Consider the following 15,719-nt stretch of genomic DNA (forward strand, 5'->3'; position numbering starts at 1 on the left):
CCCTCCCGAACCCTTAACTGCTCCCGCCTTATGCTCTTCACGCCCAGCCCCATGCTGCTCAAGCTGCTTTACACCCGCGGCAGCCTGCATAACACGCCCGAAGGAGTGGCTTTCAGCATCAAGAACCGCCTGGATACAGTCCGCGTGACGCGTATCGACCACGTCCGGATTGGCGACACGCTGGTTCCGGCCGAGCAAATTGCCCTGGATTTAGGCGACGGGAACGTGCGGCCCGCCACGGTGCTCAACGCCGATGGCTCGGGAATTAACCTACCCGTTGGCCAGACGGCCACGTTTCATCTAGCCACACGTCCGCTCAAAGAAGGCATGCATACGGTGCAGGTGCAGTTTGCGGCGGAGCCCTTCGGCGACCTGACCGTGGAAGTGGAGGACGCCATTGCCCAGCAGCCCGAAAACCGCACCCGCATTCCGCGCTCCGAGCAGGACGACTATTCCGAGGCCGCCATTCAGGCCCGCCAGCAGTTTGCCGAGGAGTTTACGGGTCAGCAGTTCGAGCACCTGAAACAATATTCCTTTGATGCCCACGCCCTGCAAGGAAACTGTGAGCATTTCACGGGGGTAGCCCAGATTCCGGTGGGCTTGGCCGGCCCCTTGCGCGTAAACGGCGAGCATGCCCAGGGCGACTTCCTGATTCCGATGGCTACCACCGAAGGCACCCTGGTAGCCAGTTACAACCGCGGCATGCAGGTGCTCAACCTTTGTGGGGGCGTGAAGTGCACCGTCATCGGCGACGCCATGCAGCGGGCCCCAGTGTTCGTGTTCGACGATGCCCGCGGGGCCCGCGACTTTGGCCAGTGGGTAGCGGCAGAAATCGAGCGAATTCGGCCCGAGGCGGAAAGCACTTCCCGCGTGGCCAAGCTGCAGTACATCGACACCTATCTGGCCAATAAATTCGCCTACCTGCGCTTCAACTTTTCAACCGGCGACGCGGCGGGCCAGAACATGGTGGGCCGCGCTACCTTCGCCGCCTGCTCCTGGATTCTGGAAAACTACAAAGGCGCGCCCATCCGCCACTTCTACCTCGAATCCAACTTCGCTACCGACAAAAAAGCCTCCCAAATCAACGTGATGCGTACCCGCGGCAAGCGCGTGGTGGCCGAGTGCGTTATCAAGCGCGACATTCTGCAGCAGCGCATGCGCGTAACGCCCGAGCAACTGGCCTACCACGGCCAAGTTAGCAACGTGGGCGCGTTTCTGAGCGGAGCCAACAACAACGGCGCCCACTCGGCCAATGGCATTACGGCCCTGTTCATTGCCACTGGCCAGGATGTCGCTAACGTGTCGGAGTCCTCGGCCGGTGTGCTTTACTCAGAAGTCACGAAGGAAGGCGACCTGTACCTGAGCATTACCATTCCCTCCCTGATAGTAGCTACCCACGGCGGCGGTACCGGCTTGGCTACCCAAAACGAATGCCTGCGGATGCTGAACTGCGTAGGCCGCGGCACGGTCAATAAATTCGCCGAAATCGTGGCCGGGGTAGTACTGGCCGGGGAGCTTAGCCTAGGTTCCGCTATTTCCTCCTCCGACTGGGTCAGCAGCCACGAGCAATACGGCCGGAATCGGTGAAATGGTGAATTAGTGAGATGGTGAGTTTACTGTTCTGTTGGCGCTAATGGCGCGGTTTGAACAGTAAACTCACCATCTCACTAGTTCACCATCTCACTACCTACAGCGGATCGGCGGTTACTTTGAAGCGGGAATCGGTGCGGATGGTGATGTCCCGGCTGATGGGCTTGCGGATTTTAGCTTCCGTGGACAGGGTGTAGCTGCTGGCCTTCACGTACTTGTCTAGCTTTTGGGTGGAAGGCGTCAGCTGCAGCGTGTTTACGCCAGTCGGGATGTTATCCAACGAGGCCAGCATGATTTTGTCGTTTGCATCAGTGCTGATGTAAATGGTGATGCTCTGCAGAAAGTCGAAGTTCTCGGAGTTCGGGTCGGTGATGGTGAGCGTAAGCCGGTCGAGCTTTACGTCTTTCACCAGGCTGGCGCTGGTGTTTTCGTTCTTGAACTTCTCGTCGGAGCGAGTCGTCACGGCAATGGGCGTGAGCGGCACTACTTGCCCAATGGGGAAAGCGCTGGCAATTTTCACCGACTGTGAGTCTTCGATATAGAAGGTCAGCAGCTTATCAAGTTTATCACAGCTGGAAAGAATGGCCAGTAGCAGGAGCACCGGGGCCAGAAACAGGATTTTTTTCATGGGTTTTGCAATTTTGGCGAAGTTACGAAATCCGTGCCGTTGTGGGTTTGCTAGCGCGGCTAGTCCACTAGCTCCTTTGCCAGGGTGCACGGCGCGGCGCCACCGTTCCTAGTCTAGGTCCCTACCCCTTTGAAACGTGACAAGCCCTTACGTCCGTGGTGGAGGTAAGGGCTTGTTATGTTAGCAGGCGTTTGGCAAAGAGAGAAAGGATAGCTTTGGTACCCTCACCATGCCATACATGGCATAAACTCGCTCTATCACTAACTCATTCAATCACCGCTAATCCATCATATCAGCGGCGCGGGGTGGGTCGTGCTGGAAGTCGGGCTGCCAGCTCATGGGGTAGCGCGGGTCCACGTAGGGCAGGGCCGCCTCCGTGAGGTAGAGCGGGCGGAACGTGTCCACCATTACGGCCAGCTCGTGGGTTTCCTTTTTGCCGATGCTAGCCTCCACGGTGCCGGGGTGCGGGCCGTGCGGGATGCCGCTCGGGTGCCAGGTAAAGGAGGCCAAATCTACCCCGCGCCGCGACATGAAGTTGCCCGCCACGTAGTACAGCACTTCGTCGGAATCGACGTTGGAGTGGTTATAGGGCGCCGGAATGGCCAGCGGGTGATAATCAAATAGGCGCGGCACGAAGGAGCAGATGACAAAGTTGTTGCCCTCGAACTGCTGGTGCACGGGTGGGGGCTGGTGGATGCGGCCGGTTATGGGCTCGAAATCGTGGATGCTGGTGGCGTAGGGGTAAAAGTAGCCGTCCCAGCCCACCACGTCGAAGGGCGAGTGACCATACACCAGCGTGTGCAGCAGCCCGTCCTTCTTCACCCGCACCTCATACTCGCCCGACTCGCGCACGTCACCTTCTACTAGCTCCGAGGGGCCGCGGAAGTCCCGCTCGCAATAGGGCGCGTGCTCCAGCAGCTGCCCGAAGTGGTTGCGGTAGCGCCGGCAGGTTTCCACGGGACTGAACGACTCGATGATGAGCAGGCGTACCGGTCCTTCCTCGAAGTGCAGCTGGTGAATAATCGTGCGCGGAATTACTACGTAGTCGCCGGGCTCGAAGGCCAGTTTGCCCAATTGGCTCCACAACTCGCCCCGGCCCTCATGCACGAAAATCACCTCATCGGCCAGGGCATTCTTGTAGTAATAGTCCATGCGCTGCTCCGTGGGGTTGCAGATGCTCATGGTCACGTCGGCGTTGCCGAGCAGGGTTTGGCGGGCCTGCAGGTAGTCGCCGCCGGTGGTGGTTTGGGCCAGGGTGCGCAGGTGAGCCGGCTCCAGGGGCCGGTCTTTCAGCAGCTTGGGCGCGTAAGGCCGCGGCTCTCCTACCTTCCGAATGTCGGTGGGCGCGTGGCGGTGGTAGAGCAGCGACGAGACGCCATGAAAGCCCAGCGTACCTACCAGCTGCTCGTGGTAAAGGGAGCCATCGGGCTGCCGAAATTGGGTGTGCCGCTTGCGCGGAATCTGGCCAAGGCGTTGATAGAAGGGCATATGGGTAGGAAGTAGCGGGTGGGAACTGCGGGTAGAATGCCGTAACGTGAAGGTACAAAGTTTGGCCGGAGGCTTGGGTGTTAGTGCGACACTAGAGGAATCTGGGCTACTAACAAGAGGCTAACCCAGATTCCTCCCTGCGTTCAGAAGGACAGAAAGGATGCGTGAACCATAACAATCTTTCGTGTCGTTTCTTTGCACTCTGATTATCAGCCGGGACAACCCAGCTACCCCTGCGTTATGCTCTCGTTTTTGCTCCCCTTGCTTTCCTTGCTGACGATAGCTCAGCCACCCACGCCTGCTCCCCGTAGCCGCACGTTCACGTTCGACTATGCCGCCACCATTCCGGCCCAGCCGGCCGGCACCAAAGCAGTGGACTTATGGCTGCCCGTGCCCCACGATGATAAATCCCAGGATATCCGCGACTTGCAGGTAACTTCGCCCGTGCCGTACGATATTCAGACTGGCCCGTATGGCAACCGAATTCTGCACTTGCGCGCTACTGGCCAAGCACTGCAGGGCTTCACGGTGGATATGCGCTTGCGCGCTACACGGCGCGAACACCTGGCTCCGGCCCTGAGTGGGCAGCGCCCGCCTCGCGAAGCTGCCGACCCCAACTTGCAGCGCTGGCTAGCCGCCGACAGCCTCGTGCCGCTTGACCCGCAAATTCGGCTCTGGGCGCTGGAGGTAGCTACCAAGGCCCAGGCGAAAACCAATTTGGAAAAGGCCCGCGCCGTGTATGAGCACGTGGTCAGCACCGTGAAGTACGACAAGACCGGCCAGGGCTGGGGCCGCGGCGACATCTACTACGCCTGCGACGCCCGCCGCGGCAATTGCACCGATTTCCACGCCGTATTTATTGGCTACTGCCGGGCCCTGGGTATTCCGGCCCGCTTCAGCATCGGCTTTCCGCTGCCACCCGAGCGCGGCACGGCTGAAATTAAAGGCTACCACTGCTGGGCCGAGTTCTACACGCCCGAAACTGGCTGGGTACCCGTCGATGCTTCCGAAGCCGCCAAAAACCCCGACCGTCGCAACTACTTCTTCGGGGCTCACGACGAGAACCGTCTGGAGTTCACCCGCGGCCGGGACTTGGTGCTGGTGCCACGCCAGAACAACCCGGCGCTGAACTACTTTATCTACCCCTACGCCGAAGCCGATGGCAAGCCGCTAACCGGCATCAGGCAGGAGTTTCGGATGCAGGATCTGGCCAAAAAATAGTCTTGGGCCCGGTCACGCGTGCTCAAGGCAGCGTGAGGTATATTACTCTCAACTCAAAGGGGTACCCTTCTGGTGGTCATCGGTTGAGACTACAACCGGTTGAATCATCTATAAGCAAAGGCCCGCTACTCTTTAGAAGAGCAGCGGGCCTTTATACTGTGCTTTGAGGCTTTTATTTACCCAGCAGGCCTAGCATAGCTGTAGTTCCGGGCTCCTGCATAGCGCGCAGGGCGTGCTGCATCTCGGCGTCTTCCTGGTTTAGAACCTGGTAGTAGGCTGACTTGCCGTAGGCGCTGCGGGCAATTAGGGCCTTGAGCTGGTTGCGCAGCAGGGCCGCGCTGCGGCGCATATCAGCGGGGTTCTGGGGCACACCGTCGCGGGCGCCTTTGGCAGCCAGCTGCTGCAACTGCACGTCGTTGATGTGGAAGTTATGGTTGAATTGTTCGAACCGCAGGGCTTCTAGCTCGGCTTTGTGCTCCTGGTAGTAGGTTAGGGCAAACTCGCGCACCAGGTTCAGGCTTTGCAGACGGGTGTAATAAGCAGAGTGGGCCGTAGTGTCCCGGGGCACAAACAGGTCGGGCATAATGCCACCACCGCCGTACACGGCGCGGCCGTGGGCCGTGCGGTAGCGCAATGAATCAGCAAAATGGATGCTGTCGGCGTGGAAAAACTCGCCGTGGCGCTGCCGGTTCTGCAACTCCTGCTCGTATTCGGCCAGGCCACCCCGGTAGGACTTCTGAATGCTCCGGCCTGAGGGCGTGTAGTAGCGGGCAATAGTTAGGCGGAGTTCTGAGCCATCATTCAAGGCAATGGGCTGCTGCACCAGGCCCTTGCCAAAGGTGCGCCGACCAACCAGCAGGGCCCGGTCGTGGTCTTGCAGGGCGCCGGCCAGCACCTCGGCGGCGGAGGCGCTGCCTTCGTCTACGAGCACGACCAAGGAGCCTTCTTCGAAGTCGCCGACTACCCGCGAAAACGTCTGGGTATCGTACTGGTCGCCCTTGCCGTCAGTGTATACAATCTTCTTGGTACCTCCGATAAATTCGTCGGCCATCTTGGTAGCGCGGTCGAGGTAGCCGCCGGGGTTGCCGCGCAAGTCTAGCACGAGGCGGGAGAGGCCCTGCCGGCGCAAGTCGCCCAAGGCCGACTTAAACTCATCGTACGTACCACTGGCAAAGCGGCTGACCTTGATGTAGCCCGTCTGGTTATCTACCATATAAGCCACATCCACCGAGGAGTTAGGAATGCGGTTGCGGGTTACCTGCACGCTGAGCGGGCGGGCCTGCCCGCGGCGCAGCACCTGCAGCAGCACATTACTACCGCGCGGACCGCGCAGCTTGCCAAACATCTGCTCCGTCGTCAGGTGCATGCCCGACACACGCTGCCCGTTCACGGCCAGAATACGGTCGCCGGGTTGCAAACCAGCGCGCTCGGCCGGGCCGTCGCTGAGGGGAGCCACTACGGTTACCGTGTCACGGAAGAGGTTGAACTCTACCCCGATACCGTCGTAATCGCTCTGCAAAAAGGAAGAGGCTTGCTGCTGCTGCTTGGCCGGAATGAACACGGAGTGCGGATCAAGGCGCTCCAGCATGCGGCTAATAGCGTAATCGGAAAGCTCCTCGGCGTTAACGGAGTCTACGTAGTCGCGGTCAACGTAGCTCAGGATTTCTTTGAACTTTAGATAGCCACGAGCCGTGAGGTCGGGGTTCTGATCAGAAGGCCGGAAGGGGTTAGCGCCCAGTAACACTCCACACGCCAAGGCCAGGGCTAACAGCCACGGCTGACGCACCTGCCGCCGGGAATTTTGCGGGGCAGACTCCAACGCGGGACGTGGCGAGTCGGTCGGCTCGATGTTCATAAAGCGTTGAGAGAGTAGTAGTTTAGGCGATACGTAGCGAATTTCAATACGAGCAGGTCTTCAAAACTATTGAAACTATTCCAAGAATACCACCCCGAACATAGAGGGATAGGCATTTTCGAATAACAATGCAATTTTTTATTACTTAAACTCTAATGTATCAGATTTCTCAGTTCATATTCCCGGCTCGGAAGCCCCTGATGGTGAACTTGGTGCAAATATTGTTTTATGACTTTAGAAAGACGAACTGGTTTCGGCTAAGCAGTAAGTTTCGACGATAAACGTACGCCACTACCCCCCGACCGGATTGCCTGGTGGCACCCGTGGGCTTCACCTTTCCGGGCTGGTGTCGTATCTTTGAAGCGCGGCGCGAGGTAATAAACTGACCCGTTGCTGTTTGGCTTTCTATTTTTTCTCTTTGCGATGGGCCGAATTCTTGCCATCGACTACGGGCACAAGCGCGTGGGGCTGGCCGTTACGGACCCGCTTCAGCTTATTGCTACCCCTCTTGACACGGTGCATAGCCAGGATTTGCTGGCCTACCTGAAGGCTTACCACCTGCGCGAGCCCTTGGCGGCACTGGTTATTGGCATGCCCAAAAACCTCAACAATGAGGCCACCGATTCGACGCCGGCCGTGGTGGGGGTAGTGCGCCGCCTACGAAAAGAATTTCCAGAGGTGCCCGTGCACGAGATAGATGAGCGGTTTACCTCGCGCATGGCCCACGCGGCCATGCTGGCCGGGGGCCTGAGCAAAAAGGACCGCCGCGACAAAGCCACCGTCGACCGGGTGTCGGCCACCATTATTCTGCAATCTTTCCTCGAATCCCGATGATTTACCCCATTGTTGCCTTCGGCGACCCGGTACTGAAAACGCCGGCTAAAGACATTCCTGCCGACTTTCCGGCCGCGGAGCTAAAGCAAATTATTGCCGACATGTACGATACCATGTACCACGCCCACGGCGTGGGGCTAGCCGCGCCGCAGGTAGGCAAGAGCATCCGCTTGTTTGTGATTGACTCCGAGCCAATGCTGGACGAAGACGAGGACGGCAACCCCGTTGTGGAGGAGCCCACGGCCGCCCCGGTGAAGCGGGCTTTTATTAACCCCCGCATGGTGAGCGAAACCGGTGAGGAGTGGGGTTTTGAAGAGGGCTGCCTGAGCATTCCGGGCATTCGGGAGAAGGTAGTGCGCCACTCCACCATTGTGCTACGCTACGAGGACGAAAACCGTCAGCAGCACGAGGAAACCTTTTCGGGCATGACGGCCCGCGTGATTCAGCACGAGTACGACCACCTGGAAGGCATCTTGTTCACCGACTACGCTTCGGGCCTGAAAAAGCAACTGCTCAAGGGCAAGCTAGCGCGCATCAGCAAGGGCGACGTAAGTGCCGACTACCGGATGCGTTTCGTAGGTCAGGGCCGGCGATAAGCTCAAGTAGCGCAACTAAAAAGAGGAAGAGCAGTGGTTCCAGATGCTGGAGCTTCTGCTCTTCCTTTTTTGGTTGCTCTGGCTTCGCTATGTTCTTATTTTGTGAAGTATTTCGCAGCTTTACCAAAGTTTATCCTTCTCTACTTATGCCTATTTAGGTGCTGCATTGCTGATGACAACGTGTTCTTATTCAGCCCTGATCCGATATGCCGTCATTATCATTCTGATTAACACGCTTCCTGGAACGGCGCAGGCCTGGGGATTTTTCGGGCATCGGCTAATTAATCGGCTGGCGGTGTACACGTTGCCGCCCGAAATGATTAGGTTCTATAAGGCCAACATCGACTACCTCACTGATAATGCCACCCGACCGGACTCCCGGCGCACGGTAGTGCCAGGCGAGGCGCCGCGCCATTTCCTCGATGTGGATGTGTACGGCGACTCGGCCATCTACAAGCTGCCCCGCTCCTACCCCGATGCCGTGGCTCAACTCGGCGAAGATTCCCTGCTTCGGCACGGCATCGTGCCCTGGCAGGTGGCGCGCATGAAGGGCCAGCTCACGGCCGCTTTCCAGGCTCATGATACCGACCGAATTCTGCATATCTCGGCCGATATGGGCCACTACATTGCCGATGCCTGCGTGCCCCTGCATACTACCCACAACTACAACGGACAACTAACTGGGCAGCGCGGCATTCATGCCCTTTGGGAAAGCCGGCTGCCGGAGCTGCTCAGCAGCGGCTACGACTTCTTTACCGGCCCCGCTCCCTACCTCGACCGACCCACGGAAACTATCTGGGGCGCTGTGGGCCGCTTCCACGCCGCCGTCGACTCAGTGCTGCGCCTGGAGCGGGAGTTAAGCCAAAAGCTGCCCGACGACCGAAAGTACGGCTTTGAGCAGCGTGGCAACCTAACCGTGCGCACCTATTCCCGCGACTTTGCCCGGGTCTACCACCAGCGCCTGAACGGGCAAGTGGAGCGGCAGATGCGCCTAGCCCTGCGCCTGGTGGGTGCTTTCTGGTACACGGCCTGGGTAGATGCCGGTCAGCCGAACCTTAACGCGCTACCCCGTACGCCCTCCGAGAAAGAGCAGCAGCGCCTAGCCTTGGAAGCAAAGCAGGCTGAGCAGCTACCTAAAACTGCCATAGCAGGCCACGAGGACTAGGGCATGTGACCGGTAAGAACGTTTAAATGCAAAAATCACGCGTCCTGCCGGGGCGCAGCCGAAGCGTCTTGCGTGCTGATGTGGTAGCAGTAGCTCAACAGTTCGTGCGAGATGCTTCGGCTGCGCCTCAGCAGGACGCGTGCTTTGGGCTGACGGCTCACAGGGCTTGACATGCTCAAAAACGATTCTTGGTGCAAAGGAGTAGATGTTTGCGTAGCTGTTTCCTTTGCCTGACCAACTGCTTCTGCCGCGCCTCATGAAAAGCTTTACCACCATTGCCCTGCTGCTGATTTCCAACTTGTTCATGACGTTTGCTTGGTACGGCCACCTGCAGTTCAAGAAAATCAGCTGGTTGCATGGGCTGGGGCTAGTGGGCGTTATCCTGATTAGCTGGGGACTAGCTTTCTTTGAGTATGTGTTTCAGGTGCCGGCCAACCGCATCGGATTCGAGGAAAACGGAGGGCCCTTCAGCCTATTTCAGCTCAAAGTCATTCAGGAGGTAGTTTCCCTGACGGTGTTTACGCTCTGCGCCGTTTTCATCTTCAAAACCGACAAACTCGCCTGGAACCACCTAGTTGGCTTTGCCTTACTAGTGGCAGCCGTGTACGTCATTTTCAAAAAGTGGTAAGCCGGAGGCGGGGGTAGCACCAAGCAGCTAAGTAGGAGCCGAAGCCACCACTGTAAGGCGGAGCTTGCCACGCTAGCCAGCCCCAGGCACGGTTGAGCGGGCAGCCGCTGCTTTTCGCCGGGCTGTCGGCAACTCCGCTTCTGCGTATGCGTAGGAAACGCGCCCCATAGCTGGGGCCTTTCACGTTTTATTCCCCTGACTTTATGTCGAAAAAATACAATGCTGTAGCGTTGCTTTTCCTGTGGTTGCTGAGCATACACGCCGTTCAGGCCCAGAAGGTGGGCCTCGTGCTCAGCGGAGGCGGGGCTAAGGGCCTGGCCCACGTGGGCGTGCTGAAGGTGCTGGAGAAGAACCGAATCCCTATTGACTACATTGTGGGCACCAGCATGGGCGCCATTGTGGGCGGCATGTACGCGGCCGGTTATTCGCCCCGCGAAATCGAGGAAATTGTGCTTAAGCCCGAGTTTCAGGACTGGGTGGCCAACCGCCCCCTCGAAGGCAAAGTGTTCAACTTCTACGATGCTGACCCCTCGCCGGCGGCTCTGCATCTGGGCTTGTCCATCGATACGGCGTTTCGCACCCGCGTTACGCCGCGCATTATCAACGACGCTACCCTGAACTACGTGCTGGCAACCATGCTGGCCCCGGCCGGCGCCATATCCAATTACAACTTCGATAACTTATTCGTGCCCTACCGGGCCGTGGCCTCCGAGGTATTTACCCGTCAAAAGGTAGTGCAGCGCAGTGGCTCCCTCTCCGATGCCGTGCGTAACTCCATGGCGTTTCCGCTGGCTTTCCGCCCCATTCGCCAGGAAGACGGGCGCTACCTCTTCGACGGGGCCGTGGTCGACAACTTCCCGACCGGCGTTATTCGGCAGGAATTCAAGCCTGACATCATCATTGGGGTGAACGTGGGCGACGTAGCCTACCGCAAATACCCCAAGGAAAAGGACGACCAGTTGTTAACCAGTACTCTCGTCTTTTTGGGTTCTAATGCCGCTGACACCCTTTCGGTGGGCCCGAACGGCATTTTTATTCAGCCGGATATAACAGATTACACCGCCGCCGACTTTGGGCGGGTGAAGCGCCTGATTGCCTTGGGCGAGCAAGCCACTGAAGAAAAGCTGGCCCTTACCCTGCAGCGTATTCAGCGCCGCGAAGACACCGTAGCCTTGCAGCAGCGCCGCCTTGCGTTCCAGCAGCGCGCCCCCAAACCCGATTTCACCCGCATTACCGTGCAGGGCCTGCCCCGGCAGCAGCAGGAGTTTGTGCGCCGTTTTTTCCAGCGTAGCGGCTCTACCTACACCCCCAGCGACGTGGAAGAAGGCTACTTCCGCCTTGTCAGCAACGACTTCTTTACCAACGTGTACCCGCGCATCCGGTACTCAGAGGAGCAGAAAGGCTACGGACTGAGCATTGACGCGCGCCAGGCCAACAACCTTACCGCCGACTTAGGCGTGCTGCTTTCCTCACGCTCCATGAGCAACTTTTACCTGGGCGGCGCCTACCGCTACCTGAGCCGCTACCTCTATACGGTGCGGGCCAATGCCACGGTGGGCCGCTTTTACAACGCCGTGCAGGGCTCATTCCGGGTAAGCGTGCCCGGCCAGGTTCCGCTGTACTTTGAGCCCATTGTCACCTTCAACAACCTGAACTACCAGGATACCGGCGGCCTGCTTGGGCAGAATGCCGAAACCAGCCAGCTGGTGCAGCGCGACCTGAAAACGGCCCTTAACATTGGCATCAGCCCCAACTACCGCAGCCGCTACGTGCTCGACATCGGCGCCTTTACCAACCGCGACCGGTTTGCCAATACCAGCGAGGTAAGCAGCACCGATGAGCTGGACCTGAACCGGTTTCAGGGCATTACGGCCGGCCTCCGCTTCGAGCGCAACTCCTTGAATGCTCGCCAGTACGCTACCAAAGGCCGCCGGGCTGAGTTTGCGCTGCGTGGCATCACGGGCCAGGAAAAATACGACCCCGGCACTACCGCCAACGAGGTAGAGGGCCGGACCAAAAACCAGCGCTGGGTGAAGGGCTCCTTGTTTGTGGAGCAGTATTTCTCGCTAAGTAAAACGGATTCCGTGGGGGCCAAAACCAACGCCTGGGGCTACCTGCTCGATGCCGTGGCCAGCACCCAGGGCGCGTTTGCTACCTACCGCTCTTCCCTGACGACCTCCGCCGCTTTTCTCCCCCTGCCCGACTCCCGCACCTTGTTCCTGGACAATTACCGGGGCACAGCTTATGCTGGTGCCGGCCTGCGCTATGTGAAAGGCGTTTTCCGGGGCGTAGAATGGCGCTCGGAGGCGTTTGCACACGTGCTAGTGCGCCCCTGGAAACAAGCCTACGACAATCCCGTGCTGGTACGCCGTTCCAACAGCGTAAGCCGCCCCTACCTCACCTTCATGACCGGCCTCGTCTACCAGACGCCCGTCGGCCCGCTCTCCGTACAAGCCATCCACTACGACGACCCAAACCACCGTTTCGGTGTCTTCGCCCACATCGGCTACGTCCTCTTCCGCGACCGGTCATTGGAGTAAATGGTGAAATGGTGAGTTGTCATGGCGAGGAGGCACGACGAGGCCATCTGTCCTGGCCAATGGGTTACCCTTAAGAAGTGACAAGCCCTTACCTCCGTGCTGGAAGTGAGGGCTTGTTGCATTATCAGGCTTGTCACAAGGAGAGAAAGGATGGCGTCGTCGTGCCTCCTCGCCATGACACAGTGCTTCAATCACTCATGCACGAACTCACCACCTCACCATCTCACCATCTCACCCTTTCACTTCTCTTCCGGATAAACTGGCGGCTCCTCGCCGGGGGTGTGGGGCGAGGAGGGGCCGGGCGTGCAGCCGGCCAGGATGGCGCAGTCGAGGTCTTCACCGTGGTACAAGCGGCGGAACAGCACCGTGGCCAGCCACATGGCCAGGGGCGGCGCTACCCAGTACAGCCACAGGCCCCGGTAACTTCCGGCGGCTACCGCCGAGCCCAGGGTGCGCGCGGGGTTCAGGCTCATTCCGGAGTAGGGCGTTTCAAAAACAATGTAAAGCGCCAGTAGAGCGCCGATCAGCCAGCCGGCCCGCTTTTTCCAGGTGGCCGAGTGCAAGGCGGCCAGCAGCACAACCATCAAAATAAAGGAGATGATGAACTCGGCGGCAAAGGCCAGAAACTCCCCCTGCGGTCCGGGCTGGGTTACGGTGAAGTTGACGCTTGGGTGGGCGTAGAGGGAGCCCAACGCCCCCTTCAGGAGTTGCCCCGCTCCTAGCGCGCCGGCCACCTGAAATAGCACGTACCAGATGGCATCGGGGGTGCGCAGCTTGCCTAACTGCCAGAAACCCAGCGTAACGGCGGGGTTGATGTGGGCTCCGGAACGCTTGCCCCAGGGGCTGTAGACAATCAGTACCACCACTAGGCCCATGCTCAGACCTAGCAACCAGTGCCGCACCTGCTCCTGGCTGCGCAATGCTTGGTGCAACGGGGAGGCCGGGTGCTCCAGCCCAGTTGTCAGCAGGGCGGCGCAGGTCATGAAAAAAGCAATGCCCGCCGCTTCCGCCAGGTAATGCGCCCAATGACGGCGCAGGGCGGCAAGCAGGCGGGCAGCGAACGATACGGACATGCAGTGGGAAGTGGGACTAGCCTAGTGAAACGCCGCCAGCCCCGCGCGGTTACTACCGTCGAGCTGAGCTAGCGGGGCAGTCAGGGCCTAGGGTTGCACCAGAATCAGGGCCGAGGAGGCAGACACTTCTACCGTCATGGTTTCGCCGGCGCCCTCTACCGTCCTTATTCCCTGGGGATTGATTTGGTCCTCAGCCACTACCACGGAGTAGCGGCCACCCGGAATGGGTAGGCGGGCGGCCTGGCGGTTGCCGTTGAACAGCACCACAATGGTACGCCACGCGTCGCCGCCGGCATGATCTTTCAGTTGGTAGCCGATGGTAGTGGCCGGCAAGTTGGGCAGGAACTCCAGATGTTGCTGAACCAGGGCCTGGGTAGGTAGCCGGAAGGCCGGATGAGCGCGGCGCAGGGCAAGTAGCTGGCGGTAAAATTCATAGACGCGCGAGTACTGCGCCTTGCGGGCCCAGTCGAGTTGGTTGACGCTGTCGGGCTGGTTGTAGGAGTTATGGGAGCCGCCTTTGGTACGCAGAAACTCGTCGCCGATGGGCAGGAAGGGCACGCCTTGGGAGGTGAATACAATGGTGTTGCTAAGCAAATCCAGCTTGATGAGCTCGGCTTCCGAAGCGCCGGGGTTACCCACGGTCAGCTCGTCCCAGAGTAGGCGGTCATCGTGGCAGGCCACGTAGTTGATGGCTTGGGCGGGGGTAGTGGCCCAGGGCGCTTTGGCGTAATTTACCTTGTTGTAGTCGAGCTGCGGGTGTTGGGTAGCGCCCACAATGCCAAACTTCACGCTTTCCTCCTGCCCTGGCTGTCCGCCCACAAAGCCCGGGTCGGCGGGGCGCGACACGCCGCCTTTCACCCCGTCGCGCAGCTCGTCGCCGAAAGCGGCAATGCGGTCCAGCTTGCCTACGTTGGCTTTCACGGCCCGCTCGGCTTCGGGCAATGGGCTCGGGCGGGCCGTCCAGCCCTCCCCGTATAGGAAGATGCTGTGGTCAATCTGGTCGAGGGCCACGCGCAGGGCCCGCATGGTGCGCAAATCCAGGATGCCCATCAAGTCAAACCGAAACCCATCGACGTGGTACTCGCGGGCCCAGTACACCACCGATTCCACAATGAGCTTGCGCACCATGGGCCGCTCGGAGGCAATTTCGTTGCCGCAGGCCGCCGCATCAGATAAGGAGCCGTCGGGGTTATGGCGGTAGTAGTAGCCGGGCACGAGCTGCTCAAAGGAGGTGCGGGCAACGTCGGTGGTGTGGTTGTACACTACATCCAGAATCAGCCGCAGGCCCCGCCCGTGCAGGGCTTGGGTTACTTGCTTTAACTCCCGGATGCGGGCGGCGGGGTCGGCAGGGTTGGTGGCGTAGGAGCCTTCCGGCACGGAGTAGTGCAGCGGCTCGTAGCCCCAGTTGTAGCGGTTTTCGCTCAGCTTGCTTTCATCAATGGAAGCAAAATCATTAACGGGCAGTAGGTGCAGGTGGGTGATGCCCAGCTCCGTGAGGTGGTCGAGGCCCGTCTTCACGCCGGCGGGGCCGCGGGTACCGGCCTCCGCTACGCCCAGGTACTTGCCCTTGTGCTGAATGCCGGATTGGGGGTGCATGGACAGGTCGCGCACGTGGGCTTCTCCGATGACGATGTCGGTGGCTTGTTTCAGCTGGGGGCGCAGGTCCTCTTCCCACCGGGCCGGACTCACGGTAGCGGGGTCGAGCAGGGCGCCGCGTTGCCCGTTCAGGCCCACGGCGTGCACGTAGGGGTCGGGCACCTCCGCCATTTGCCGGCCCTTGATGGTGGCTTGCACCACGTAAAATTGCCCCGCCGGCTGGGCCGGCAAGGTGTACAGCCAGGTGCCGCCCGTCGATTTTTGCATGGCGTACTCGGCCACGGGCGCGCCGCCAGTGCCCTCGGCATACAGCTTCAATTGGAGCTTTTCGGCCGTGGGCGCCCACACCCGCAGGCGGGCCTGGCCCCGGGTAAAGGTCAGGCCGAGGTCGGGCCCTTCGTAGGTAGGCAGCAAGGCGTAAGTATCCGCGACGCGGGCGGTGCGGCAGGTGGTGAGGGTGCTCACGGCAAGCACTAGGGTAAGGACAGACCGAAACTTCATAGGC

At 59.7% G+C, this 15,719-nt stretch carries 12 protein-coding genes; 7 read left to right on the plus strand and 5 right to left on the minus strand.

Translation table 11 applies throughout. The annotated features are described in order from the left end of the window. Window positions 1–30 precede the first annotated feature (30 nt). Window positions 31–1,587, plus strand: coding sequence for a hydroxymethylglutaryl-CoA reductase (locus MWH26_RS16905; protein WP_244698125.1), 1,557 nt, complete (start codon window positions 31–33; stop codon window positions 1,585–1,587). Window positions 1,588–1,687: 100 nt separating this feature from the next. Here the strand turns inward: MWH26_RS16905 and MWH26_RS16910 are convergent, their stop codons facing one another. Both MWH26_RS16910 and MWH26_RS16915 read right to left on the minus strand, forming a co-directional pair. Further along, window positions 1,688–2,218: a hypothetical protein gene (locus tag MWH26_RS16910; protein ID WP_244698128.1), complete on the minus strand. Its 531-nt coding sequence runs from the start codon at window positions 2,216–2,218 to the stop codon at window positions 1,688–1,690. Between the two features lie 279 nt (window positions 2,219–2,497). After that, window positions 2,498–3,706 (minus strand): homogentisate 1,2-dioxygenase, encoded by a 1,209-nt coding sequence (locus tag MWH26_RS16915; RefSeq protein ID WP_247975194.1) that lies wholly within the window; start codon window positions 3,704–3,706, stop codon window positions 2,498–2,500. Window positions 3,707–3,946: 240 nt separating this feature from the next. On the opposite strand from MWH26_RS16915, the gene MWH26_RS16920 reads away from it, so the two are divergent. Continuing rightward, window positions 3,947–4,927: a transglutaminase-like domain-containing protein gene (locus tag MWH26_RS16920; RefSeq protein WP_247975195.1), complete on the plus strand. Its 981-nt coding sequence runs from the start codon at window positions 3,947–3,949 to the stop codon at window positions 4,925–4,927. Between the two features lie 172 nt (window positions 4,928–5,099). Here the strand turns inward: MWH26_RS16920 and MWH26_RS16925 are convergent, their stop codons facing one another. Then, window positions 5,100–6,782: a S41 family peptidase gene (locus tag MWH26_RS16925; RefSeq protein ID WP_244698137.1), complete on the minus strand. Its 1,683-nt coding sequence runs from the start codon at window positions 6,780–6,782 to the stop codon at window positions 5,100–5,102. A 423-nt stretch (window positions 6,783–7,205) separates the two neighbouring features. On the opposite strand from MWH26_RS16925, the gene ruvX reads away from it, so the two are divergent. The 5 genes from ruvX (at window position 7,206) to MWH26_RS16950 (ending at window position 12,545) form a co-directional block, all read left to right on the plus strand. Then, window positions 7,206–7,616 (plus strand): Holliday junction resolvase RuvX, encoded by a 411-nt coding sequence (gene ruvX, locus MWH26_RS16930; protein WP_247975196.1) that lies wholly within the window; start codon window positions 7,206–7,208, stop codon window positions 7,614–7,616. Beyond that, window positions 7,613–8,212, plus strand: coding sequence for a peptide deformylase (gene def / locus MWH26_RS16935; protein ID WP_247975197.1), 600 nt, complete (start codon window positions 7,613–7,615; stop codon window positions 8,210–8,212). Before ruvX ends, def begins: the two co-directional genes overlap by 4 nt. Before the next feature lie 172 nt (window positions 8,213–8,384). Then, window positions 8,385–9,377 (plus strand): zinc dependent phospholipase C family protein, encoded by a 993-nt coding sequence (locus tag MWH26_RS16940; protein WP_247975198.1) that lies wholly within the window; start codon window positions 8,385–8,387, stop codon window positions 9,375–9,377. A 256-nt stretch (window positions 9,378–9,633) separates the two neighbouring features. Then, window positions 9,634–10,005 carry a DMT family protein gene (locus MWH26_RS16945; RefSeq protein WP_247975199.1) on the plus strand — a complete coding sequence of 124 codons (372 nt, stop codon included), beginning with the start codon at window positions 9,634–9,636 and terminating at the stop codon, window positions 10,003–10,005. A 203-nt stretch (window positions 10,006–10,208) separates the two neighbouring features. Beyond that, entirely contained in the window at window positions 10,209–12,545 is a 2,337-nt protein-coding gene (locus MWH26_RS16950; RefSeq protein WP_247975200.1) for a patatin-like phospholipase family protein, read from the plus strand. A 239-nt stretch (window positions 12,546–12,784) separates the two neighbouring features. On the opposite strand, the gene MWH26_RS16955 is transcribed toward MWH26_RS16950, so the two are convergent. Both MWH26_RS16955 and pulA read right to left on the minus strand, forming a co-directional pair. Continuing rightward, window positions 12,785–13,618, minus strand: coding sequence for an MIP/aquaporin family protein (locus tag MWH26_RS16955; protein WP_247975201.1), 834 nt, complete (start codon window positions 13,616–13,618; stop codon window positions 12,785–12,787). An 87-nt stretch (window positions 13,619–13,705) separates the two neighbouring features. Then, window positions 13,706–15,715, minus strand: a complete 2,010-nt coding sequence (gene pulA / locus MWH26_RS16960; protein ID WP_247975202.1) for a type I pullulanase — start codon at window positions 15,713–15,715, stop codon at window positions 13,706–13,708. Window positions 15,716–15,719: the final 4 nt, after the last annotated feature.

Source organism: Hymenobacter sublimis, assembly GCF_023101345.1.
GTDB classification, from domain to species: domain Bacteria; phylum Bacteroidota; class Bacteroidia; order Cytophagales; family Hymenobacteraceae; genus Hymenobacter; species Hymenobacter sublimis.